The 24005-nt window shown below is 71.5% G+C and carries 21 protein-coding genes; 14 read left to right on the top strand and 7 right to left on the bottom strand.

Going from position 1 to position 24005, the window contains the following annotated elements; all coding sequences use genetic code 11:
• Positions 1–196 precede the first annotated feature (196 nt).
• The 6 genes from secF (at position 197) to ACSBPG_RS19295 (ending at position 8088) form a co-directional block, all read left to right on the top strand.
• Positions 197–1126 (top strand): protein translocase subunit SecF, encoded by a 930-nt coding sequence (secF, locus tag ACSBPG_RS19320; protein WP_435538834.1) that lies wholly within the window; start codon positions 197–199, stop codon positions 1124–1126.
• A 144-nt stretch (positions 1127–1270) separates the two neighbouring features.
• The gene (locus tag ACSBPG_RS19315; protein ID WP_435538833.1) at positions 1271–2347 is read left to right on the top strand and encodes an SPOR domain-containing protein; all 1077 of its coding nucleotides are present in this window, start codon (positions 1271–1273) and stop codon (positions 2345–2347) included.
• Between the two features lie 143 nt (positions 2348–2490).
• A complete protein-coding gene (locus tag ACSBPG_RS19310; protein ID WP_435538832.1) occupies positions 2491–2874 on the top strand; it encodes a response regulator transcription factor in 384 nt (127 codons plus the stop codon).
• On the top strand, positions 2871–5060 hold the full coding sequence (locus ACSBPG_RS19305; RefSeq protein ID WP_435538831.1) for an exonuclease domain-containing protein: 2190 nt from the start codon (positions 2871–2873) through the stop codon (positions 5058–5060). Before ACSBPG_RS19310 ends, ACSBPG_RS19305 begins: the two co-directional genes overlap by 4 nt.
• The gene (locus ACSBPG_RS19300) at positions 5060–5311 is read left to right on the top strand and encodes a hypothetical protein (RefSeq protein WP_435538830.1); all 252 of its coding nucleotides are present in this window, start codon (positions 5060–5062) and stop codon (positions 5309–5311) included. The genes ACSBPG_RS19305 and ACSBPG_RS19300 overlap by 1 nt, the downstream gene beginning before the upstream one ends.
• 5 nt (positions 5312–5316) lie before the next feature.
• On the top strand, positions 5317–8088 hold the full coding sequence (locus ACSBPG_RS19295; protein ID WP_435538829.1) for an ATP-binding protein: 2772 nt from the start codon (positions 5317–5319) through the stop codon (positions 8086–8088).
• Here ACSBPG_RS19295 and ACSBPG_RS19290 read toward each other — a convergent pair.
• Entirely contained in the window at positions 8068–8685 is a 618-nt protein-coding gene (locus tag ACSBPG_RS19290; protein WP_435538828.1) for a pseudouridine synthase, read from the bottom strand. The genes ACSBPG_RS19295 and ACSBPG_RS19290 overlap by 21 nt on opposite strands.
• A gap of 73 nt (positions 8686–8758) precedes the next feature.
• Here ACSBPG_RS19290 and ACSBPG_RS19285 point away from each other — a divergent pair, with 73 nt between their 5' ends.
• Complete coding sequence (locus ACSBPG_RS19285) at positions 8759–9691, top strand: 2-hydroxyacid dehydrogenase (RefSeq protein WP_435538827.1); 933 nt, start codon at positions 8759–8761, stop codon at positions 9689–9691.
• A gap of 20 nt (positions 9692–9711) precedes the next feature.
• Here the strand turns inward: ACSBPG_RS19285 and ACSBPG_RS19280 are convergent, their stop codons facing one another.
• Positions 9712–11091, bottom strand: a complete 1380-nt coding sequence (locus ACSBPG_RS19280) for an amidohydrolase family protein (protein WP_435538826.1) — start codon at positions 11089–11091, stop codon at positions 9712–9714.
• Between the two features lie 19 nt (positions 11092–11110).
• Complete coding sequence (locus tag ACSBPG_RS19275; protein ID WP_435538825.1) at positions 11111–11530, bottom strand: RidA family protein; 420 nt, start codon at positions 11528–11530, stop codon at positions 11111–11113.
• A gap of 252 nt (positions 11531–11782) precedes the next feature.
• Between ACSBPG_RS19275 and ACSBPG_RS19270 the strand changes: the two genes are divergently transcribed.
• Both ACSBPG_RS19270 and ACSBPG_RS19265 read left to right on the top strand, forming a co-directional pair.
• Positions 11783–12463 (top strand): GntR family transcriptional regulator, encoded by a 681-nt coding sequence (locus ACSBPG_RS19270; RefSeq protein WP_435538824.1) that lies wholly within the window; start codon positions 11783–11785, stop codon positions 12461–12463.
• 194 nt (positions 12464–12657) lie between these two features.
• On the top strand, positions 12658–13743 hold the full coding sequence (locus ACSBPG_RS19265; RefSeq protein ID WP_435538823.1) for a substrate-binding domain-containing protein: 1086 nt from the start codon (positions 12658–12660) through the stop codon (positions 13741–13743).
• A gap of 92 nt (positions 13744–13835) precedes the next feature.
• On the opposite strand, the gene ACSBPG_RS19260 is transcribed toward ACSBPG_RS19265, so the two are convergent.
• The 3 genes from ACSBPG_RS19260 to ACSBPG_RS19250 all read right to left on the bottom strand — a co-directional run bounded on the left by ACSBPG_RS19260 (position 13836) and on the right by ACSBPG_RS19250 (position 17200).
• Positions 13836–15239 (bottom strand): MFS transporter, encoded by a 1404-nt coding sequence (locus tag ACSBPG_RS19260; protein ID WP_435538822.1) that lies wholly within the window; start codon positions 15237–15239, stop codon positions 13836–13838.
• Positions 15240–15340: 101 nt separating this feature from the next.
• Complete coding sequence (locus tag ACSBPG_RS19255; RefSeq protein ID WP_435538821.1) at positions 15341–16339, bottom strand: hypothetical protein; 999 nt, start codon at positions 16337–16339, stop codon at positions 15341–15343.
• A gap of 48 nt (positions 16340–16387) precedes the next feature.
• On the bottom strand, positions 16388–17200 hold the full coding sequence (locus tag ACSBPG_RS19250; RefSeq protein WP_435538820.1) for an alpha/beta fold hydrolase: 813 nt from the start codon (positions 17198–17200) through the stop codon (positions 16388–16390).
• A gap of 203 nt (positions 17201–17403) precedes the next feature.
• Here ACSBPG_RS19250 and ACSBPG_RS19245 point away from each other — a divergent pair, with 203 nt between their 5' ends.
• From ACSBPG_RS19245 to ACSBPG_RS19230, 4 genes are all read left to right on the top strand, one after another.
• The gene (locus ACSBPG_RS19245) at positions 17404–17832 is read left to right on the top strand and encodes a RidA family protein (protein WP_435538819.1); all 429 of its coding nucleotides are present in this window, start codon (positions 17404–17406) and stop codon (positions 17830–17832) included.
• 109 nt (positions 17833–17941) lie between these two features.
• The gene (locus tag ACSBPG_RS19240; RefSeq protein WP_435538818.1) at positions 17942–18349 is read left to right on the top strand and encodes a RidA family protein; all 408 of its coding nucleotides are present in this window, start codon (positions 17942–17944) and stop codon (positions 18347–18349) included.
• A gap of 62 nt (positions 18350–18411) precedes the next feature.
• Positions 18412–19974 carry a sugar ABC transporter ATP-binding protein gene (locus ACSBPG_RS19235; RefSeq protein WP_435538817.1) on the top strand — a complete coding sequence of 521 codons (1563 nt, stop codon included), beginning with the start codon at positions 18412–18414 and terminating at the stop codon, positions 19972–19974.
• A 20-nt stretch (positions 19975–19994) separates the two neighbouring features.
• Positions 19995–20969: an ABC transporter permease gene (locus ACSBPG_RS19230; protein ID WP_435538816.1), complete on the top strand. Its 975-nt coding sequence runs from the start codon at positions 19995–19997 to the stop codon at positions 20967–20969.
• Positions 20970–21017: 48 nt separating this feature from the next.
• Here the strand turns inward: ACSBPG_RS19230 and ACSBPG_RS19225 are convergent, their stop codons facing one another.
• Complete coding sequence (locus ACSBPG_RS19225; protein WP_435538815.1) at positions 21018–23522, bottom strand: membrane-bound PQQ-dependent dehydrogenase, glucose/quinate/shikimate family; 2505 nt, start codon at positions 23520–23522, stop codon at positions 21018–21020.
• Positions 23523–23756: 234 nt separating this feature from the next.
• Between ACSBPG_RS19225 and ACSBPG_RS19220 the strand changes: the two genes are divergently transcribed.
• Positions 23757–24005 (top strand): hypothetical protein (locus ACSBPG_RS19220; protein WP_435538814.1); only part of this gene is annotated, 249 nt, incomplete at its 3' end.

The following is a 24005-nucleotide window of genomic DNA, read 5'->3' as shown; positions in this document are numbered from 1 at the left end:
TGGAATTGCCCGCCAACCGCGCGACACTGGTGTGCAACCGGCCGGATATTTCACACATCGCTAAAGCACGTTCAACAGATTTAACACCTTGATCGGCCCCCGGGGCGGCCGCCCCGCATGTGCCCTTGCCCGGCGCGGCAAAAGCCGCTAAGCCCAGGCGGATCGGCCCACCGGCTCCAACCCCAGGAAGTCACCGATGCGTCTGCTGCGCCTCGTCTCCGACAATCCGCATTTCGATTTCATCGGCAAGCGGAAGTTCGCGTACGCGTTCTCGATCGCGCTGTTCGTCCTCACGATCGGGTCGCTGGCGGTGCAGGGTCTGAACCTCGGCATCGACTTTGCCGGCGGCATCCTGATCGAGGCCAAGGCCGACCACGACATCGACGTCGGCGGCTTGCGCCAGCGCCTCACCGCCGCCGATCTCGGCGCCGTGGAGCTGCAGGAGTTCGGCGGCCCGCGCGACATCCTGATCCGGGTGCAGCAGCAGGAGGGCGGCGAGGCGGCCAACCGCGCCGCCATCGAAACCGTGCGCGGCGTGCTGGGAAGCGGCTGGGAGTACCGCCGGGTCGAACTGGTGGGGCCGAAGGTGGGCGGCGAGCTGCTGCAGGACGGCATCCTCGCCACCGTGCTGGCGGTGCTGGCGATCACCGCCTACGTCGCCTTCCGCTTCGAGTGGCAGTTCGGCATGGCGGCGCTGATCTGCACGGCGCACGACGTCATCGTGACCCTCGGCCTCTTCACCATCTTCCAGCTCGAGTTCGACCTGACCGCGGTGGCGGCGCTGCTGACCCTGGCGGGCTATTCCATCAACGACACGGTGGTGGTGTTCGACCGCATCCGTGAGATGATGCGGCGCCACAAGCAGCTCGACATGGCGTCGGTGATCAACCAGGCGGTCAACCAGACCCTGTCGCGCACCGTCCTCACCTCCGGCACGACCCTGCTGGCGATCCTGCCGCTGCTGCTGTTCGGCGGCAGCGCGCTGTTCAACTTCACCCTGGCGCTGACCTTCGGCATCCTGCTCGGCACCTTCTCGTCGGTCTACGTCGCCGCCGCCCTGCTGCTCCACCTGCCGGCGATCCGCCGCCGCCCCGCCACCGCCGAGGAACCGGCGGCGCAGGGCTGAGCGGTCCGTTCTTTCTCACGCGCCCACGGCGCATCGGCCGTTTCGCGACTCGCCGGAATGGAGTAGAACGGTCCTGTTCCGTTCGCGGCTCCGCGCGTGGATCCGCCGGCGGACATCCGGGACAGATCGGGTGAACCCCCTGCCGTGACCAAGGACCAGACGATGGACGCCGCCGCCGCGGAGAAGGACGACATCGCGCAGCTCCTGCGGGCCATCAACGACGATCTCAAGGGCGGCCGGCTCGGCGACGAGGACGAGCCGGCCGACGACGAGGACGACGAGCCGGTCGAGCCGGCACGAACGATCCCGTTCGGCAAGATCGCGGTGGCGCTGTTCGCGGCCGCCGGCGTCGGGCTCGGCGTCATCCTGCTCGATTCGTACGGCAGGGACGGCACGCCGGTCGCGCCCTCCCCCGCCGTCGTCGCCGAAACCGCCGCCCCGGCGCCCGACGCTCCTCCGGCGCCCGCCGCCTCCCGCCTCGCGGCTGTCGGAACGACGGTGATCCCGGCGCGCGGCGGCGCGTCGTCGGACGAACCGCCGCCGCTCCTGCTGCGCCCGGCCCCGACCGAACCGCCGCCGGACGAGGCGCCGGCCGCCGCCGAGGTGCCGCCCCCGCCCGCCGGCGCCGGGACCGTGCCGGCGATGCCGGCCGCCCATGGCCCCGCCCAGGCCCAGACCCCCGCCCAGGCCCCCGCCCAGGCCCAAGTCCCGGCCCAAGTCCCGCCGGCGGCGCCGGCCCACACCGCCCCGCCGCCGGCCGCCGCCGTGCAGGCCCCGACGGAGCCGCCGCTGGAGGAGCTGGCGGCCGACGAGGAGCTCGCCGGCGACGAGGAGATGGAGGCCGAGGGTGGCGCGCCGGCCGCGGCACCGTCCTCCACGGGCGAGCTTCAGGCCGCGCTGTCGGTGGCGCCCGCTCCGCCACCGGCGGCGGCGGCGGCGGCGGCCCCGGCCCCCCGCCGGAGCGCCCCCCCGGCATCGGCGTCGGGCCGCTTCGTCGTGCAGGTCGGCACCTTCCAGGAGGCGCGCAACGCCGACACCCTGGTGCGGCGCCTCGCCGACCGCGGCTACCGTGCCTTCGCCATGGACTGGGTGGACGGGTCGGAGCGGGCCTGGACCGCGGTGCGGGTCGGCGGCTACCAGTCGCGCGGCGACGCCGCACGGACCGCCGACGCGCTGAAGCGCGAGCTCGGCCTCTCCCCCATCGTCCTCGGCACGCGCTGACCGGGGCGGGCCGGCGGTCCCGGCAACCGGCGGGGTGTGGCTTGATCTGCCGTTACCCGGAACGGTAACATGCGGACACTGTGTTGCCTTCCCAAACAAACAATGATCGGCCGCAAGGACCGACGCACCGGAGGACCGCCGTCATGAAGCCGACCATTCTCGTGGCCGACGACGAGCCCAGCATCGTCATGTCCCTGCAAGTGCTCCTCGAGAAGGCGGGATACGCGGTGCGCATCGCCCGCAACGGCGAGGAGGCGATCGCGGCGGTGGCGGAGGCGGCGCCCGACCTGATCCTGCTCGACGCCATGATGCCCAAGCGCGACGGCTTCGACGTCTGCCAGTCGCTGCGCGCCGACCCGCGCTGGAAGAGCCTCCCCATCATCATGCTCACCGCCAAGAGCCGCGACGTCGAGCGGCAGAAGGGGTTGGCGCTGGGGGCCACCGACTACGTCACCAAGCCCTTCTCCACGCGCGATCTCGTCGCCACGGTCCGCAAGTACCTGCAGCCCGAGGGAGCGCTCCCGTGACCGCGCCGGCCCCGCCGGCCCCGCCGGGGGCCGACCCGCCGGCACCGCCGGCGCGCCGGCCGCCACCCGCCTCCCGTCGCTTCATCCCGCTCGCCGTCCGCGGCATCGGCGCCCTGCTCGTCCTGCTGGCGGTGCTGGGCGCCATCGCCATGCGCGACGCCCAGCCGAACCCGCTGGTCGCCTACGCCTCGGCGATGACGCTGGCGCTGATCGCCGGCTTCGGCTTCCTGTGGGTGGTGATCGACCGCTTCCTCCTGCGCGCCGGCAACGCGCTCGCCGGCGAGGCCCGCGTGCTGGCCCACGCCGGCGCCGGGGCGCACATCCCGGTGGAGCGCTACGCCGACCTGGCGCCCATCGCCGTCGCCCTCAACGACCTCGCCGACCGGCTGGTCGCCACCCGCCGCGACATCGACCGCGCCGTCGCCGAGTCGACCGCCGAGGCGGAGGAGCAGAAGGCCCGCCTGGGCGCCATCCTGCGCGACCTGCACGAGGGCGTGCTGGTCTGCAACCTGAAGCACCAGATCCTGCTCTACAACCAGACCGCCCTCGACCTGCTGCACCTCACCGGCGATCTCGGGCTCGGCCGCAACCTCCTCCACTTCCTGCTGCCGGAGCCGGTCGACCACACGCTGGAGCGCCTCACGCTGCGGGTGCGCGAGGGCCGGCACCTGACCCACGCCCACGGCACCACGGCGCAGTTCGTCGGCGGCACCACCGACGGGCGCATCCTGCTGACCGGCCGCATGAGCGTGATGCTCCAGGACGGCGAGGGCGGGGCGCCGCCCGCCGTCACCGGCTACGTCCTGACCCTGGAGGACGCCACCCGCGAGCTGGCGGCGCTGGGCCAGCGCGACCGCCTGCTGCGCGAGGCCACCGAGGGGTTCCGCGGCCCCGTCGCCAACCTGCGCGCCGCCCTGGAGACGCTGGCCGACACCCCGGACCTCGGGCCGCAGGAGCGGGCCGCCTTCGAGGCGGTCCTCCTGGAGGCCACCGGCGCCCTGTCCGACCGGCTGGAGCGCATCACCGGCGAGTACCGCAGCGTGGTGACCGGCACCTGGCCGATGAGCGACGTGCACAGCGCCAACCTGCTCAACCTGGTGCGTCACCGCGTCGCGCCGCGGGACGGCTATGCGGTGACGCCGACCGGCCTGCCGCAATGGCTGCACGGCGACAGCTACAGCCTCGTCGTCCTGCTCGACCACCTGATCGGGCAGATCCACGCCCGCACCGGCGCGACGTCCTTCGACCTCTCCGCCGAGAGCGCCGAACGCTGGGTCTACGTCGACATCGCCTGGGAGGGCGTGCTCCTGCCGAGCAGCACGGTCGACGGCTGGCTCGACCAGCCGCTGGCCGACGCGCTGGGCGGCCTCACCGTCGCCGACGTGCTGCAGCACCACCGCTCGGAGATGTGGAGCGAAGCGGTGGCCGGGCGCGACGGCGTCGCCCGCCTGCGGCTGCCGCTGCCGCCCGCCCTGTCGCCGCCCTCGGCGGCGGCCCAGCGGAGCCGGCCGCCGGCCCGCGCCGAGTTCTTCGACTTCGGGCTGATGCACCAGCCGCTGGCGACCAGCGGGCTCGGCAGCACGCCGCTGGAGGCGCTGCACTACGTCGTGTTCGACACCGAGACCACCGGCCTGTCGCCGTCGGGCGGCGACGAGATCATCCAGATCGCCGCGGTGCGCATCGTCAACCGCCGCATCCTGACCGGCGAGACCTTCAGCACGCTGGTCAACCCGAAGCGCCGCATCCCGCCGGAATCCGTGCAGTTCCACGGCATCACCGACGACATGGTGGTCGACCGGCCGACCATCGACAAGGTGCTGCCGCAGTTCCGCGCCTTCGTGTCGGGGGCGGTGATCGTCGCCCACAACGCCGCCTTCGACCTGAAGTTCCTGAAGATGAAGGAGCGCCAGGCCGGGGTGCGGTTCGACAACCCGGTGCTCGACACCATGCTGCTGTCGCGCATGCTGCAGGGGGTCGACGGCGACCACACCCTGGACGGCATCGCCCAGCGCCTGGGCGTGCGGGTGGTCGACCGCCACACCGCGCTGGGCGACAGCCTGGTCACCGCGGCCGTGTTCGTGCGGATGATCGACATGCTGCGCGAACGCGACGTGCGCACGCTCGACGACGCCATCCGCGCCGCCAACATCCTGGTCGAGCTGGCGCAGCGGGAGCGCGTGTTCTGATGGCCGGGGCGGCGGGCGACCGTCCGGGCGACCCGCCCGCCACCGGGGGCCGGCGGGTCCGGCCGGGGGCGGACCGGGTGGTGGCGCTGTTCCTGCTGGGCGCCATCCTCTTCAACCCGCCGCTGCTGCGCGTCTTCGGTGCCGGCGACACGCTGTTCGGCTGGCCCCTCCTCTACGTGTACATCCTCGGCGTCTGGGCGGCCGTCGTCGGGTTGCTGGCGCTGCACCTGGAGCGCGACCGCGGAGGGTGATGTCCATGGGCTGGCAGCCGGTCGTCGCCGCGTCCTTCGCCTATCTCCTCGGCCTGTTCGCCATCGCCTACTGGGCCGACCGGCGCGCCGACGCCGGCCGCAGCGTCATCGCCTCGCCCTCGGTCTACGCGCTGTCGCTGGCGGTCTACTGCACCACCTGGACCTTCTACGGCTCGGTCGGCCGGGCGGCCAGCCTGGGCATCGGCTTCCTGCCGATCTATCTCGGCCCGACCCTGCTGATGGTGCTGGGGCCGCTGGTGCTGCGTAAGATCCTGCGGATCGCCAAGGTCCAGCGCATCACCTCGATCGCCGACTTCCTGGCCTCGCGCTACGGCAAGAGCCAGGGGCTGGCCGGGCTAGTCACCGCCACCGCGGTGGTCGGCATCACCCCCTACATCGCCCTGCAGCTCAAGGCGGTGTCGGTCAGCTTCGCGGTGCTGACCGGCGCCGACCCCACCGGTCTGACCGGCGGCCTGACCCTGCCGGTGGCGCTGGACAACGCCTTCTACGTGGCGGTGGTGATGGCGGCCTTCGCCATCGTCTTCGGCACCCGCCACATCGACGCGGCCGAGCACCACGAGGGCATGGTGGCGGCGGTCGCCCTGGAATCCCTGGTCAAGCTGCTGGCCTTCCTGGCCGTCGGCGTCATGGTGGTGTGGAGCCTGCACGAGGGGGCGGCGGTCCTCTTCGAGCGGGGGGCCGCCCATCCGGAGATCGCCCGCCTGTTCACCGCGGCGCCGGCGCTCGGCGACGGCACCTGGGTGACGATGACGCTGCTGTCGATGGCCGCCGTCCTCTGCCTGCCCCGGCAGTTCCAGGTGATGGTGATCGAGAACGTGGACGAGCGCCACCTGACGCGGGCGCTCTGGCTGTTCCCGCTCTACATGGTGCTGATCAACCTGTTCGTGCTGCCGGTGGCGGTCGCCGGGCTGCTGCGCTTCCCCGGCCACAGCGTCGATCCCGACGTCTTCATGGTGGCGCTGCCGCTCGCCGCCGACCAGCGCTGGCTGGCGCTGGCCGCCTTCATCGGCGGCCTGTCGGCGGCGACCGGCATGATCATCGTCGAGACCGTGGCGCTCTCGACCATGGTGTGCAACGACCTCATCATGCCGGCCCTGCTGCGCTTCCGCCGCGCCGAGCTGGAGCGCGCCAGCGACGTCTCGCGCCTGCTGCTCACCATCCGGCGCGTCGCCATCGTCGCCATCCTGCTGCTCGGCTACGCCTATTTCCGCTTCGCCGGCTCCGCCTACGCGCTGGTGGCGATCGGCCTGATCTCCTTCGCCGCGGTGGCGCAGTTCGCGCCGCCGCTGATCGGCGGCATCTACTGGACCGGGGCGACGCGGCGCGGCGCGCTGGCGGGGCTGGGAGCCGGCATCCTCACCTGGACCTACACCCTGCTGCTGCCCAGCTTCGCCCGCTCGGGCTGGCTGCCCGCCTCCTTCATCGAGGCCGGCCCCTGGGGCGTCGAGCTGCTGCGCCCCTACGCCCTGTTCGGGCTGGACGGCATGGATTCGCTGACCCACGCGCTGTTCTGGAGCATGCTGTTCAACATCGGCCTGTACGTCGCGGTGTCGCTGTTCGACCGGCCGACGCCGGGCGAGCGCGCCCAGGCCACCGCCTTCGTCGAGGTCTACGAGCAGCAGGGCGACGCGGCGGCGTTCGCCGGCATCGGCCAGTGGCGCGGCAGCGCCACGGTGGGCGACCTGAAGCGCATCGTCGCCCGCTTCGTCGGGCCGCAGCGCGCCGAGGCCGCGTTCGAGCAGTACGCCGCCCGCAGCCAGCAGCCCCTGCAGCCGCAGCGCCGTGCCGGGGCCGAGCTGGTGCGCTTCGCCGAGCGGCTACTGGCCGGCGCCATCGGCGCCGCCTCGGCCCGGGTCGCCCTGGCCTCGGCGGTCAAGGGCGCCGAGGTGAGCATGCCCGAACTGATGCGCATGCTGGACGAGACCAGCCACGTCATCGAGTACAGCCGCCAGCTCGAGCACAAGACGGCGGAGCTGGAGCGGACGTCGGCCGCCCTGCGCGCCGCCAACGACCGGCTGAAGGAGCTGGACCGGCTGAAGGACGAGTTCCTGTCGACGGTGACCCACGAGCTGCGCACGCCGCTGACCTCGATCCGCGCCCTGTCGGAGATCCTCTACGACCATCCCGACATCGAGCCGGAGCAGCGGGCGGAGTTCCTCAACACCATCATCAAGGAGAGCGAGCGCCTGACCCGTCTGATCAACCAGGTGCTCGACATGGCGAAGATCGAGGCGGGCGAGGTGGAATGGGCGATCGGCCCCGTCGACCTCGCCGCGGCGGTGGAGCAGGCGGCCGCGGCCACCGGCCAGCTCTTCCGCGACAAGGGGGTGGCGCTGGAGGTGACGATCCCCGACCGGGTGCCGCCGGTGGAAGGGGACGCCGACCGTCTGGTGCAGGTGGCGGTCAACCTGCTGTCGAACGCCGCCAAGTTCTCCCCGCCGGGCCGCCGCGTCGCCCTGCGGGTGACGGCGGACGCCGGCGCCGCCCGGGTCGACGTGACCGACGACGGCCCCGGCATCGCGCCGGAGCACCAGGCCGTCGTCTTCGACCGTTTCCGCCAGGTCGGCGATCCCATGACCGACAAGCCCCAGGGGACCGGCCTCGGCCTCGCCATCTGCAAGCGCATCATCGAGCACCTGCACGGCCGCATCTGGGTGGAAAGCGCGCCGGGCCACGGCGCCACCTTCTCCTTCACCGTGCCCTACGCCGCGACGGCGCCGGGACGGACGGCCCCGTCAGCGGCGGCGTCGGGCTGAGCCGCCGGCCGCCGGCCGTCGCGGCGCCGTCCCTTCCCCGCCGCCCGGGCCGGGCACCGCCAGTTCCCGCCAGGCGCCGGGCGCCAGCCCGTCCAAGGTCCAGTCGCCGATCGCCCAGCGGATCAGGCGCAGGGTCGGGAAACCGACCGCCGCGGTCATGCGGCGGACCTGGCGGTTGCGCCCCTCGCGCAGGGTGAGGCCGATCCACGCGGTGGGAATGGCGGCACGCTGGCGGATCGGCGGGTCGCGCGGCCACAGGCCGGCGGGTTCGGCCATCGTCCACGCCTCGGCCGGCAGGGTCGGCCCGTCCTTCAGGACGAGGCCGCGGCGCAGCCGCTCCAGCGCCTCGTCGGTGGGCACGCCCTCGACCTGCACCCAGTAGGTCTTGGGCAGCTTGTGCCGGGGATCGGCGATGCGGGCGATCAGCGCGCCGTCGTCGCTCAGCGCCAGCAGCCCCTCGCTGTCGCGGTCGAGCCGGCCGGCGGGGTAGACGCCCTTGACCGGCACCCAGTCGGCCAGGGTCGGCCGCCCCTCCGCACGGTCGGTGAACTGCGGCAGCACGCCGTAGGGCTTGTTGAGGAGGACGAGGCGGGACATTCGGCGCTGGCGCATCGCACAGGACATGGCCGAAACTGGCGCCGTCCGCAAGTGCCCCCGAGAACCGCGACCGATGGCCACCACCCTGCTCTTCTGCTCCGCCTCCGACGACGCCGCGGCCTGGACCGCGGAACTGCGCCACCGCCTGCCCGACCTGGAGGTGCGGGTCTGGCCCGACCTCGGCGATCCCGCGGACATCGCCTACGCCCTGGTGTGGAAGCCGCCGCCCGGGCTGCTGGCGGGCCTGCCCAACCTGCGCCTGATCCTGTCGCTCGGCGCCGGGGTGGAGCCGCTGCTGCAGGACCCCACCCTGCCGCCGCTGCCGCTGGTGCGGATGGTGGCGGCCGGCCTGACCGAGGACATGGCCGGCTACGTCGCCATGGAGGTGCTGCGCTGGCAGCGCAAGGCCGACGCCTACGCCGCCCAGCAGCGCGACGGCGTGTGGCGGCCGCTCGGCCACCGGCCGGCGGCGACGGTGCGGGTCGGCCTTCTCGGCCTCGGCGAGCTGGGAACGGCGGCGGCGCGGGCGCTGACGGCGCTGGGATTCGCCGTCACGGGCTGGAGCCGGACGCCGCGCACGCTGGCCGGCGTGGAGACGCGGCACGGGGCGGACGGGCTGGCGACGCTGCTGGCGCGCAGCGACGTGCTGGTCTGCCTGCTGCCGCTGACGCCGGAGACCCGCGGCATTCTCGACCGCCGGGCGTTCGCCGCCCTGCCGCCGGGGGCGGTCGTCGTCAACGCCGCCCGCGGCGGCCACCTGGTCGAGGAGGACCTGCTGGCGGCCCTCGACAGCGGCCACCTCGCCGGTGCCAGCCTCGACGTCTTCCAGGACGAGCCGCTCGCCCCCGGCCATCCCTTCTGGAGCCATCCCAAGGTGCGCGTGACGCCGCACGTCGCCGGCGTCACCCACCCCGGCCCCTGCGCCGACCACGTCGCCGACGCCATCCGCCGGCACCGGGCGGGCGAGCCGCTGACCCATCTGGTGGAGCGCGGGCGGGGCTACTGAACCCGCGCCCCGTCACGCCGTCAGCGCCGGGCCACGTACCCTCTGCCGGTCGCCTCGTCGTAGCGCAGGCGGCCGTCGAGGAACAGCTTGTGGCGCTCGAAGAACCACTCCCTCGGTTCGGGCGGCGGCGTGCGGTCGACCGGCCGTCCGCCCTTGAGGATGGCGTCGATCCGGCTCTTCTTCTGGAACAGCGTGACGTCGGCGCCGACGTCGCCGTCGATGACGAGCAGGTCGGCGTAGCGGCCGGCCTCCAGCTTGCCCACGTCATGGCCGAACCGCTTCAGGCAGCGGGTCGCCGCCAAGGTCGCCGCGTGGATCGCCTGGAGCGGCGTCATGCCGAGCAGCTCGACGAAGAGCTGCAGCTCGCGGGCGTGCCAGTCCCCGTAAGGCACGTAGCACCAGCCCGACTCCGAGCCGCAGACGAGGGGCACGCCCGCCTTGTAGGCGCGGGGAAGCGCCTCCACCGCCGCCTCCAGTTCGCGCTTCACCCCGTCGGCCGCCGACGAGGCGTGGCTGCCCTCGGCGGCGTCGACGATGTTGGCGAGGAAGGTCAGCGTCGGCGTGATGGTCAGGTCCTGCCTCAGGCAGTTCTCGATGCCCTCGTCGTCGATGTAGGAGGCGTGGAACAGGACGTCGAAGCCGGCCTTGGAGGCGTCGCGGCAGGCGTCCCGGGAGCGCGCGTGCACCGAGCAGATGCGGCCGAGACGGTGCGTCTCGTCGGCGACGATCCGGAACTCCTCCAGGGTGAAGGCGGCCCCGTCCAGGGAGTCCGGGGTGATCATCAGGTCGTTGGAGCCGGAGACCTTGATGCAGTCGACCCGGTCCTTCACCTGGTAGCGGACGGCCTCCACCAGATCGTCGCGGTTCCTGATCAGCACCGCCGCCTGTCCCGGCGGCCAGGCCAGGTTGTTGGGAAAGGAATCCTCCAGCCCCTGGTGCGTGGTCAGCTGCTTGCCCGAGGCGACGAAACGGGGCCCTTCCACCAGACCGGCGTCGATGGCGTCGCGCACGTTCACGGCGACGTCGTAGGTGCTCGCGGCGTCGAAGGCGCTGGTGACGCCCGCCTGGAGCACCCGCCGGGCGTTCACCGCGGCCCTGATCGCCCGGTATTCCACCGGCGTGTAGAGGGCGAGCTCCTCCTCCGACCGGGCGTTGCCGAAGGAGATGTGGGTGTGCCCGTCGATCAGGCCGGGCGTGATGCTGCGCCCCGGCCGGTCGATCCGGGCGTGGTCGGGCGTGGCGTAGCGCTCGGGCAGCCGCTCCCGCGGCCCCACCCAGGCGATGCGCTCGCCCTCCACGACGACCGCGCCGTCGTCCAGCGGCGGGTCCAGCGTGCCGTCGAACACCTTGCCGAACAGCACCGTGCCGCGCCTGTCCGACGACGTCCGTTCCATGTCCATGTCCCCTCCTCGGCCGGTCTCAGCCATGGCGCAGGCCGACGATCGCCTCGATCTCCACCTTCATGCCCGGGATCGCCAGTTCGCGGACGCCGATCAGCGTGCTCGCCGGCCGGTGGGCGCCGAAATGCTCCTGGCGGATGGGGTTGATCTTCGTCCGGTCGGCGACGTCGACGAGGTACACCGTCACCCGCAGCACGTCGCCGAACGTCGCGCCGGCCCTGTCGAGGATGCGGCCCAGGACCGTGAAGATGTGGCGGGTCTGCTCCACCACGTCCGCGCCGACCACGTTGAGATCGCCATCCAGGGGGGCGATCCCCGACACGAACAGCAGGTTCCCGAACCGCACCGCGTCGGTGTAGTGGCTGATCGGCGGGCTGAGGCCCAGCGAGATCTCCTCGCGATCCCAGGTGGCCGCTCCCGGCGGGGCTAGGGCGTTCATGCCTTCGGCTCCATCGTTGATCCGTGTATAATTGGATACAACACGGGCCGGCGCCCGCTGTCAATGACCAACCTGCGGCGTTGCCGTCACCCGCATCTGCGCCGCATGGTGGCACTCCCCGGGCCCGCCGCCGCTCCGGCACAGCGTTTCCGCTTGGGTCTTCCCAATCGCACGGTGAAAGAGTATATCACCATCCAATGCCGGCGGACCGGCGTGACACCGTCCGCCTTCGGTTCGAAAAGGAGAGATTTGGTGCCCTTCCGTGAGGATGACGCCCATCATTCCGCCCAGCAGCGCGCCTACCAGTACATCCGCGACCGCATCGTGGATGGCAGCATTGCGGGCGGAACGAAGCTCAATCCGGCGGCGATTGCCGGTATCCTGGGCATCAGCCGCATGCCGGTGCGCGAGGCCATCGTGCAACTGGATACGGAAGGCCTGGTCACCAACCGCCCCAACCGCGGCGCCATCGTCACGCCGCTGGAGCCGGAGGACGTCGAGGAGCTGTTCGAGATGCGCGCCGCTCTCGAGGGGCTGGCGGCCCGCCGCGCCGCCGAGCGCATCACCGACGCCCAGCTCGAGGAGCTCGAAGCCCTGGCGGAGCGCATGGAGCGCGTGTCCGCCGACGCGCAGCAGTGGCTGCGTCTGCACGACGAGTTCCACGACCTGATCTGCGTGTCCAGCGGACGGCGGCGCCTCGTCGCCGAGATCCGGCGGATCCGCGCCTCCGTCCGGCCGTATCTCCTGCTCTACAACCGCGTCTACGAGCGGGCGGAGATGGAGGGCGCCGAGCACCTGGCGCTCGTCGCCGCCCTGCGGTCGCACAACAGCGTCCTCGCCGAACGCACCTTCAGCCACCATGTGGCGACCGCCTCCATCGGCGTGATCAACTTCCTCCGGCATCGGCAGGAGCAGCAGGCCCTCGCCGGCTGACGCCCTCCCGCCGCCGCCCGCCCCCCATGCGCCGCCGCCGCGGCCGCCGTTGATTCGGCGGCCGCGTTCGTCGTTTCCGCTTCGCGCGCGGGACGGCGGCGCGCCGGCGCACGCCGATTCCTGTTGGCGCCTGCGAGATAATAGGATAATTGTATCCAGGTATGCAGCCATAAGAATCACAGGGAGTTCCGTCAATGTGGTCGCATGTCAAGTTCCGCGGACTGAAGGACGGCACCGCCGGTGCGCTGGCCGCGCTGGGCATCCTCGCCGCGACGCTCGCGGCGGCGCCGGCCCGGGCCGCCGAGCCCGACCGCTTCCTCGGTCTGATCGAGCCGGTCACCGCCAAGAAGCCGCTGCGCTTCGGGGTCACCGTCGTCCATCTCCAGGACGATTACTGGAAGGGGATGGCCTACGGCATCGCCGACGAGGCGAAGCGGTCGGGCGCCGAAGTGGTCCAGATCTCCGTCGCCGGGGCCTACGGCAACGTGTCCCAGCAATTTTCCCAGATCCAGACCATGAAGACCAAGGGCATCGACGTCCTGGTCCTCGGTCCGGCCGCCTACGACGGCTACGATCCCATCCTGTCCTCGCTGAAGAAGGCGGGGATCATGGTCGTCGCCGGCGGCATCCCGGTGAACAGCAAGGCCGTCGACTTCGGCGTCGTGCAGGACGACACCAGCATCGGCCGCGGCCTCGGCGAGTTCGTGTGCGCCCGCAAGGGCGCGGGCGAGGCCAAGGCGCTGTCGATCCCCGGCCCGGCCGGCGCCGAATGGGCGCATCTGCGCGCCGAGGGCTTCAAGGAGGCGGCCGCGGCCTGCCCCGGCCTCTCCGTCGTCGAGGGGCCGGTCGGCGGCGCCATCAGCATCTCCTACGCCCTGTCCCAGGCCTCCGACCTCCTGCAGAAGAATCCGGACGCCAAGTTCTTCTTCACTCCCCAGATCACCCTCGGCATGGGCGCGGCCCAGGCGGTGAAGCAGCGCAAGCTGGACGTCGGCGTCGTGTCCAGCACCGTCGTTCCCAAGATCTTCCCGATGCTCGAGGACGGCACGCTGCTGGGCGAGAGCACCGAGCCGTCGATCCTGATGGGGCGCCTGATGGTCCAGTACGCGATCCGCAAGGCCGACGGGCTGGACATGCCCAACCTCACCGAGGTGAAGAGCTCGCCCTATCCGACCTTGGTGATCCCGCAGCAGGTGCTGACCAAGGAGACCGCGCCGCACTATCCCTACCAGCTCACCGACGTGCCGCCGGCCGACTGGTCGATCGACGCGTTCCAATGACCGGCCAGTGACCGGCCAGTAATCGGCCAGCGACCGGTCGCGCCGACCGGACGGGGCGTGCCGGCCAGCCCGGCACGCCCCTTTCGCGTGCCCTACTCCGTCGCGGCGTAGCGCCGATGGCCGCTGACGGCGGCCCCGGCGTCCGGCGCCAGCCGCAGCACGTCGATCAGGGCGACCAGGGCGATCACGCCGACCAGGCCGAAGGCGACGTGGAAGCGGGCCAGCGCGTCGGCCGGTGCCACGGCGTCGGCGATCCGCAGCGCCACGGCGCCGACGGCGATGCCGAGGCCGAGCGACACCTGCTGGGCCATGGTGAAGAGCGTGTTGGCACCGTTCATGCCGTCCTTCGGGGCGTCGGCGAAGGCGATGGTGTTGACGCAGGTGTACTGCATCGAACGGGCCATCCCGCCGACGAACAGGAGGAGCACGACGACCGCGGTCGGCGTCTGCGGCGTGAACAGGGCGTAGGCGAACATGGTCGCCACGTTGGCCAGGCCGCTGACGATCATCGCCGTCCGGAACCCGAAGCGGCGCAGCACCGCCGTCGTGCCGGGCTTCATCGCCAGATTGCCGGCGAAGATCGCCAGGACCAGCAGCCCCGCCTGGTAGGCGTCGAGGCCGAACGCCAGCTGGAACATCAGCGGCATCAGGAACGGAATGGCGTTGATGGCGATGCGGAACGCCGAACCGCCCCAGATCGTCACCGCGAAGGTGGGAATGCGCAGCGCGTCGAAGGCGATCAGCGGGTGGCGGGCGCGCCGCGCGTGGCGGACGCTGGCGACCCCGGCGATCAGGCTGGCCGCCAGCAGGGCAAGCGGCACCGCCCATCCGCCCGCCGCCTGCTGCCCCAGCAGCTCGACAGCGTAGGTCAGGCCGAGGCAGGCGAAGCCGACCAGCAGGAATCCCCACCAGTCGAAGGGGCGCGGCGCCGGCGGCGCCGTCGTCCGGATCAGATGCAGCGCCAGCGCCAGGCCCAGCAGTCCGAGCGGCACGTTCAGGAAGAAGATCCAGCGCCAGGAGGCGTATATGGTGATGAAGCCGCCGACCGGCGGCCCCAGGATCGGCGCGACCAGACCCGGCCAGGTGATGATGGCGACGGCGCGCACGAGATCCCGCTTGCCGGTGCCGCCGAGCACCACGAGGCGCCCGACCGGCACCATCAGGGCGCCGCCGACGCCCTGCAGGACGCGCGCGGCCGTGAACGTCCACAGGCTGTCGCTGAGGCCGCAGAGCACCGAGGCGACGGTGAACAGGGCGATGGCGGCGGTGAACACGCGGCGCGCGCCGAAGCGCTCGGCCAGCCAGCCGCTGATCGGGATGAGGACGGCCACCGTGAGCAGGTAGGCGGACATCCCGACGTTGAGGTCGACGGGGTCGGCGCCGAAGGACCGGGCCATCTGCGGCAGCGCCGTGGTGATCACGGTGCCGTCCAGCATCTCCATGAAATAGGCGCCGGCCACCAGCAGCGGGACGGCGGACGAGGGTTTGTCGGACACGATCGGCTCCGGGGCTCGATGGACTCAACGGACGCGCGGGCATGAAAAAGGAGGCGGAACATGGTCCCGCCCCCCGTCGTCATGCCCCGCGGGCAGGAGGGTCACGCGGCCGCGTCGTACGCGACGTAGCTCATCCCGGTGATCCACTCGACCACGGACTCGTAGGCGACCATGGCCGCCGGCGCCCCGTTCATGGCGCCCATCAGGGCGACCCAGTTGAGCACCTCGTGGCCGCCGTGGCCGCCCCGCTCCTCGACCTCCTCGTAGGTCAGGGCCCGCATGTAGGCGACGTCGCCCTTGGCGAAGCCGTCCAGCATCTCGCGGTCCCAGTGCTCGTTGACCAGGGGATGCTGGAACCCGAGCGGCCACTGCTTGCGGTTCATCATGTCGATCTCGTAGCCGGCCAGGTCGGAGTAGAGGCCGGGGTCCTCGGCGAGGACGGCCTTGCCCTCGCTCTGGTAGCGCTTCATGCGCTGCAGGAAGGCGTCGTCCTCCGGGGCGCCCTCGGTCCACACCGGCGGCCAGTGCGACAGGCCGCCGGTCGCCAGGAACGCCACCCGCAGGTCGTCGGGCATCTCGTCGACGATCCGCCGCACCGCGGCGCCGAACGCGTAGGCCCGGTCGTAGGGCATGAGCGGCGGCGAGAACACGTTGATGAACAGCGGGATGACCGGTATGTCGAACTCCGGGCGGATGAACTTCAGCGGCACCAGCAGGTTGTTCCCGTACTCGATCTCGCCCATGCGGGCGACGTCGAAGCCGGTGTGGACCAGCTTGCGCAGCATCTCCTCGGCCAGTTCGGGGCAGCCGGGCAGGACCACCTTCTCGTCGAACTTCAGGGCTTCCATCATGTAGTCGGCCGGACCGCTGTGCGATGGCGCCACGCCGATCGACAGGGTCGGCATCAGCGTCCGGAAGTGGTTCTCGAAATGGTCGTCGAGGAAGGCGACGATCACGTCGGGCCGGGCGTCGGCCAGACGCTGGCGCAGGGACTCGTGGATCTGCGCCAGCCGCTGGCGCTGATCGGCCGGTGGCGAATCCGCCCATCCCACCGCGCCCGGCGCATGGGACATGCTGATCGCCGTGACAACTCGTGCCATTGTTCGCTCCGCCTTTTGAATCGATCGGGTATCCGTGGCTTCGGCCGGTCAGCCGAAGAAGGTGCGCATGGCGCCGGCCACCTGCTTGGGATGCTCCATGGCCGGCAGATGGCCGCACCGGGCGAGCAGCAGGACGTCCGCCTGGGGCAGGCGCTGGGACAGCGCCGTCGTCGTGACCTCGGCCGGGAACAGCAGGTCGTTCCGGCCGTGGATCATCATCACCTCGCAGGTGATCCGCGCGAGATCCTCCGACGACACCGTGGCCGCCTCGATGTAGGCCTGCTTGTCGCCGGCGAACATGCTGCGGAAATAGGGCCCGTAGACGCCGTCGTGGAGGATCTTCAGGCGCGACTCGAGAAGGTCGTCGGTGATCCCGGAATGGTCGTGCATCAGCGCCATCAGCGTGCGCCGCAGGTCCTCCTTGGTCTCGGGAAAGGTCCAGCACATGCCGGTGTAGGGCGTCTGGAGGAAGCTCGCGCCCATGGTCGCGGTCGTCATCAGCTTGACGACCCGGCGCGACCGCGCCGCCAGCCGCATGGCGATGGTGCCGGAGATGGAATGGCCGACCACGCCGACCGCATCGCCGGGCACGGCGTCCAGCAGCGCCTCCGCCTGCGCCTGCCACAGGTCCAGGTCGAAATAGGGCGGCTCAGGCTTGCGCCCGGACTGGCCGAAGCCGATCAGGTCGGTGCAGTAGACGTGGAACCGCTCCATCAGCGGCTCGAAGACGAAGCGCCAGGTGCCGAGCGAGGCCGCCCCCGGGCCCGAGCCGTGGAACAGCAGCACGGGAAAGCCCTCGCCGCCCTCCCAGCACTGCGCCTTCACCCCCCTGACGTCCAACGTGAATTCCTTGAGAGACATCGTTCACTCCGAGGCTGGATCGCGCCTGCGGCCGGGCGACCGGCGCCCGGTCGGCCGAGCCGGCGTACCGGCCGCGCGCAGAACAGAATACGTGTATCCAATTTCCTGTTGCGCATCATACACGATGAACCTTACGATGCAAGTCAGGTTTGGGCGGCGCCCGCGAATGGGCCGCCCCGGAGGGTAATCAAGGAGACGAATTCGTGAGCACCCAGATCAGCTACGTCAATCCGGACGGCGCATGCCCCGCCCAGGGGCTGTATTCACACGCAACGCATGTTCCGAGCGGCCCTCTCTTCTTCGTTGCTGGCCAACTGTCCGTTGCCGCGGACGGCAGTGTCGCCGGAAAGAATGACTTTGCCGCCCAGTTTCATCAGGTCTTCGGCAATCTCGGCGATGTTTTGAAGGGCCTTGGCTGTGGATACGACGACGTCGTCAAATTCACCACGTTCCTCGTCCACGCACAGGACATCGAACACTTCATGACGCTGCGGGCGGCGCTCTTTCCCGAAATATTCAAAGGCCCCCTGTTCCCGCCGAACACCCTGCTGATCGTCGACCGCCTGGTGAAGGAGGAATTCCTGATCGAGGTCGAGGCCGTGGTCCGCGCTCCGAGCGAGACGTTGGCGTGAGCCGCGCCGCAGCGGCGCCGGCCACTCCCGCCGCCGCCGCCGCCCGGCCCGAGCCCGGGCGAAGGACCGGGCGCTTTTCTGCCTACGAGTATACAATCGGAGTCAGGGCATGAGCGAAATCCGCATCGTCAATCCCGAGGGAACCGGCAAGCCGCTCGGGCAGTACTCGCAGGTGGCCCGGGTCCGGGCATCGGAGCTCCTGTTCATCTCCGGCCAGCTCTCGACCTCGGCCGACGGCCAGGTGGTGGGCGCCGGCGACTTCGAACGCCAGTGCGAGCAGGTGTTCGCCAACATCGGGGCGGTCCTGAAGGGCTGCGGCGCCGGCTGGGGCAACATCGTCCAGCTCACCTACTACCTCGTGCACTCCCAGGACATCCCGAAGCTCATGGAATACCGGCGGCGGGCGTTCCCGGGGATGTTCCCGGACGGCGCCTACCCGCCGGCGACGCTGCTGATCGTCGACCGGCTGGTGCAGGAGCCGTTCCTGTTCGAGGTGACGGCGACCGCCGCCCTGTGACGGTGCGCCGCGACGATCACGTGCGACACCCCGGCCGCGGCGCGCAACCAGGAGGACCCTCGATGCCCCACCCGCCTCCCCCGACCGCCGCCACGCCCCCCGTGGCGGCGGTGCGGAATGTCAGCAAGAGCTTCGGCCCGACGCGGGCCCTCAACGGCGTCTCCATCGATTTCCACGCCTGCCGGGTGCACTGCATCCTGGGCGAGAACGGCGCCGGCAAATCGACCGTCGGCAAGATCCTCGGCGGGCTCTACGGGCCCGACGAGGGCGAGGTGCTGATCGACGGCTCCCCGGTCGCCCTGCGCGGCACCGCGCAGGCCCGGCGCCACGGTGTCGCCATGGTGTTCCAGGAGCTGTCCCTCATTCCCCACCTGACGGTGCGCGAGAACATCTGCCTCGGCATGGAACGGCGCCGCCACCCGCTGGCCCGGCTGCGCCGGCGCGACGAGGAGGCGCTCTGCCGCACCCTGCTCGACCGCTTCGGCCTCGCCTTCGCCCTCGACGCCCCGGTGCGCACCCTGTCGGTCGCCAACCAGCAGCTGCTCGAGGTGGTCAAGGGCCTGGCGCAGCAGCCGCGCCTGCTGATCCTCGACGAGCCGACGGCCATGCTGGGCGTCGCCGAGAAGGAGAAGCTGCTCGCCATCATCCGCCGCGTGAAGGCGGACGGCGCCGCCGTCATCTTCGTCACCCACCACGTGGACGAGGTCGTCGAGGTGGCCGACCAGGTGAGCCTGATGAAGGACGGGCGCCTCGTCGATTCCTTCGCCCTGACGCCGGAGATCGACGCCGAGTTCGTGATCGCCAAGCTGACGGGGGAGCATCGCGCCGCCGTCGCCACCGCCCGGGTCGCCCGCCCCGGTGCGGAGATCATCCGCTTCGAGGGGCTGCCCGCCCGCCGGGGCCGCCTCGCCTCGATCAGCGTGCGTCAGGGCGAGATCGTCGGTCTCTACGGCGTGGTCGGCTGCGGCCGCGAACGGATGGCCCGGGCGGTGGTCGGGCTGGGCGAGATGGGCGAGGCGGGGATCTCCCGGCGGGGTGCCGCGCACCGGCCCCGCAATCCGGCGGCCGCGGCGCGCCTGGGGATCGCCTATCTGCCTTCCGGACGGGCGGCCAACGGCATCCTGCCCAACCGCAGCATCCGCGAGAACCTGATGCTGACCCAGCTGGGCCGCCATCACAAGGCGGGCGTGCTGAGCGACGCCGCCGAACGCCGGCGGACGGAAGGGCAGCTGGCCCGCATGCGCACCCGCTACCGCACCGCCGACGACCCCATCACCAGCCTGAGCGGCGGCAACCAGCAGAAGGTCATCCTCGGCCGCTGCCTCGAACGCGGCGCCGAGCTGGTGGTGCTGGAGGACCCCACCGCCGGCGTCGACATCGCCGCCAAACGCGACATCCACGACCTCATCCGCGAACGCGCCGCCGAGGGGCTGGGCGTGCTGCTGGTGTCCAGCGATCTCGCGGAGACCATCGCCCTGTGCGACGCCGTCTACACCATCATCGACGGCCACATCGTGAACGTCTACAGCCCGCCCACGCTCGACGACGAGCCCGCGATCGTGGCGGACGTCCTTGGCAGGAAGCCGGCGGCGGACGACGACCCGCCGTCCGCCGCCTCGGCCTAACCCTCATGCAGGATGATCCCATGATGCGCTCCAGAGCGTTGCCGCTGGTCCAGGCCCGCGAGAGCCGCCGGCGGTTCGAGATGGCCGACGCCATCCTTCCCGCCTTCATCCTTGCCCTGGTTCTCGGCGTCAGCGCCGTCGAGCCGAAGTTCATCTCGGGCAGCAACATCGCCAACCTGGCCAGCCAGCTCGCCCCCCTCATGATCCTCGCCGTCGGGCAGGCCTACACCATCATCAACGGCGGTCTCGACCTGTCGATGTCGTCGATCATGTCGCTGGCCGGCGTCGCCGGCGTGCTGGCCATGCCGGTCATCGGCGTCGAGGGCGGCGTCGCGCTGATGGCGGTGATCGGGCTGGGCACCGGCCTGATCAGCGGCGCCATCATCGCCTATCTCCGGACGTCGCCCCTGATCGTCACCCTCGGCATGGCGTCGGTCGCCCAGGCGCTGGCGCTGATCCTCGCGAACGGCGTGCCGATCTACGACATTCCGCCCGAGCTGACGGAGCGGATCGGCTTCGCCAGCATCGCCGGGGTGCCGGTGAATGCGGTGATCGCCGCGGCGGTCCTGCTGCTGGGCGCCGTCATCCTGCGCCGGACCGTGCTGGGGCGCTACATCTACGCGATCGGCTCCAACCGGTCGGCGGCCCTGAAGTCGGGCGTCGACGTAGCGTTCTACACCATGCTGGTCTACGGCTTCAGCGGCCTCGTCGCCGGCGTCGCCGGCCTCGTGCTCACCGCGTGGATCGGCGCCGCCCAGCCGACCGCCGAACCGGGCCTGACGCTGCAGGCCATCGCCGCCGTCGTGCTGGGCGGCGTCGCCCTGACCGGCGGCAGCGGCGGCATGCTGCACGTCTTCTACGGCGTGCTGATCCTCGGCATGCTGTCCAACGCCATGAACATGCTGGGCATCTCCGCCTATTACCAGATCCTGGCGGTGGGCGTCGTCATCATCGTCGCGGTGGTGCTGGACCGGCTGCGCCGCGGCGAGCAGTAGGACACGGCGGTGCGGCCGGCTCTCGCCGCCGCACCGTCCCGGCCCGCGTCACGGCCGCGGCAGCGCGTAGGCGATCACCGAATCCCCCATCTTCGTCCCCAGCGAGCCGTGGCCGCCGGCGACCACCAGCAGGTACTGGCGGCCGTCGGCGCCTTCGTAGGTCATGGGCGTCGCCTGGCCGCCGGCGGGCAGCCGGTCCTCCCACAGCTGCTCGCCGGTGGTCACGTCGAAGGCGCGCACGAAATAGTCGAGCGTGCCCGACATGAAGGCGACGCCGCCGGCGGTGACGATGGGGCCGCCGAGGTCCGGCACGCCCATCCGGAAGGGCACCGGCAGCGGGGCGAGGTCGCGCACCGTGCCGTTCTTGTGCATCCACAGGATGTCGCCCGTCGTCAGGTCCGCCGCGGCGACGTAGCCCCAGGGCGGCTCCTGGCAGGGGATGCCGAGGGGCGACAGCAGCGGCGCCAGCTTGGCGGCGAAGGGCGCGCCGAAGTTCTCGTTGAGGGCCGGCAGGCTGCCTTCCGGCCGGTTCTCCCCCTGCACGTACAGGGTCTCGTCATCGGCGCGCGGCACCAGCTCCGAGGTGAAGGCGAGGTATGCCGGGGTGGTGAAGGCGATCAGGCGCCGCGGGTCGACGGCGATGCCGCCCCAGTTGAAGACACCGAAATTGCCGGGATAGACGATCGACCCCCGGGTCGAGGGCGGGGTGTAGCGGCCCTCGTAGCGCAGCTGGTGGAACTGGATGCGGCAGGCGAGCTGGTCGAACAGGGTGGCCCCCCACATGTCGGCCCCACTCAGCGGCGGCGGGTCGAAGGACAAGGCCGACACCGGCTGGGTGGGGGCGGTGTGGTCGCCCTCGGCGGCACCCTGCGGCACCGGCACCTCGGTCACCGGCAGGACCGGACGGCCGGTGCGGCGGTCGAGCACGTAGAGCTCGCCCTGCTTGGTCGGCTGCACCAGGGCCGGCACGATCTCGCCGCCGATCGGCAGGTCGATCAGGGTCGGCTGCGAGGGCACGTCGTAGTCCCAGAGGTCGTGGTGGACCGTCTGGAAGATCCAGCGCTCCTCGCCGGTCGCCACGCCGAGCGCCACCACCGAGGAGGAGGTCCGCTCCACCGCCGGGCTGCGGTTGCCGCCCCACTGGTCCGGCGGCTGGTTGCCCAGCGGCACGTAGACCATGCCGAGCGCCGCATCGACGCTGAAGATCGACCAGCTGTTGGGCGAGTTGGCGGTGTAGGTGGCGTCCGGGGCGACCGGCGCGGTCTGCTGCGGCCTGGCGGAATCCCAGTTCCAGACGAGGTCGCCGGTGGCGATGTCGAAGGCGCGGATGACCCCCGACTGCTCGTCGACCGAGACGTTGTCGAGCACCGTGCCGCCGACGATGACGAGGTTGCCGACCACCGCCACCGGCGAGGTGGAATAGTAGGCGCCCGGGCGGACGTTGGGCATGTTGGCCCACAGGTTGATCTGCCCGTCGCCGCCGCCGAAGTTGGAGCACACCGCTCCGCTGTCGGGATCGAGCGCGATCAGCCGGCCGTCGGCCGTCGGCATGAAGAGCTTGGCGCCGCAGTCCGCCATCCGCCCGGCGTTCCGTGCGGCGACCGGCAGGTCGGGCACGGCGGCGCGGGCCGCCTCCACCCGGGCCTCGGCCGCCGGGCCGGGCACCGGCGAGGCGGTCACGGTCGCGGCGGAGGCCGGCTGATAGGACAGGCCGCGGCAGGTCAGGTGCTGCAGCGCCAGCCGGTCGCGGATCTCCGGATCGTAGCGCCAGATCTCCTCGCCGGTGGTGGCGTTCAGGGCGATGACCTTCTGGTGCGGCGTGCAGAGGAAGAGGCGCTCGCCGATCTTCAGGGGCGTCACCTCGAAGGTGGTCTCGACGGGGTCCCCGGGCTGGCGGCCCACCTCGCCGGTGTCGTAGCGCCAGGCCACCTGGAGCCCGGAAACGGTCTCCGGCGTGATCTGCGCCAGCGGCGAATAGCGCTGGCCGTAGGCGGTCCGCCCGTAGGCGTGCCATTCCCCGGGCGGGACGCCGAGGGCGTCGCCGGCGACCTCGGCGCGGGGCGCCGGGGCGGTGCCGACGACGTCGTGAGGGTCGACGAACCACGACACCGCGGCGACCACCAGGGCGACCGCCAGCGCCCCCGTCAGCGCCAGGCCGGAGCGGCGGAACGGGGTGACCGGCCGCGGCAGCTCGCCCGGCCGGCGCAACGGGTCGTCGCGGCCGAGGCCGCGGGTGACCCAGGGCAGCAGCAGCAGGACGCCGAGCACGAAGACGACGTCGCCGCGCGCGGCCAGCGGCCACCAGTCGAGCCCGGCCTCCCACACCGCCCACGCGAGGGTGCCCAGCACCACGAGCGCGTACACCCACAGCGCGGCCGCCTTGCCGCGCACGAGCAGGGCGGCGGTCGCCAGGAAACCGAGGCCGGCCACGAGATAATACCAGGAGCCGCCGAGCGCGATCAGCCACACCCCGGCGCCGCCGACCCCCAAGCCGATCAGGGCAAGCAGGATCGCCATGGCCAGCAGGAAGGGCCGGTGTCGCGTGTCGGTCATGATGAGGTTCCCGAATCCGAAGGCAGGCAGGAGGCACACGCTTCGCGCAGCTACACGCTTCGCAACGCAGCGTTGGCTCGGCGGTTCCGGTTTCTATGCCGTAAGCGGTAGGGCCCGGGCGACGACACGAACCCTTGACCTGAGTCATGGGGGCGGCCCCCGGCCCACCCCATAGTCCGGCCAACCAACCCGCGCCGCCAGACGGGGCGCCTCCCTTCAGCGGAGCCGAAAGCCATGCCCATCTCCACCCTCGCCGATCTCGACGCCCTCGTCTCCAAGGTCCGGAACGCGCAGAGGCAGTACGCGGAGTTCTCCCAGGACCGTGTTGATCTGATTTTCCGGTGTGCGGCCCTGGCGGCGGCGAACGCGCGGATACCGCTGGCGAAGCTTGCGGTTGAGGAGACGCGGATGGGGGTTATGGAGGACAAGGTGGTGAAGAACCACTTTGCCTCGGAGTACATCTACAACAAGTACAAGGACGAG

The organism is Azospirillum sp. ST 5-10 (assembly GCF_051225715.1).
In the GTDB taxonomy this organism is placed as follows: domain Bacteria; phylum Pseudomonadota; class Alphaproteobacteria; order Azospirillales; family Azospirillaceae; genus Azospirillum.
The sequence above is the reverse complement of the archived record's forward strand: the minus strand, read 5'-3'. Positions and strand labels throughout refer to the sequence as shown.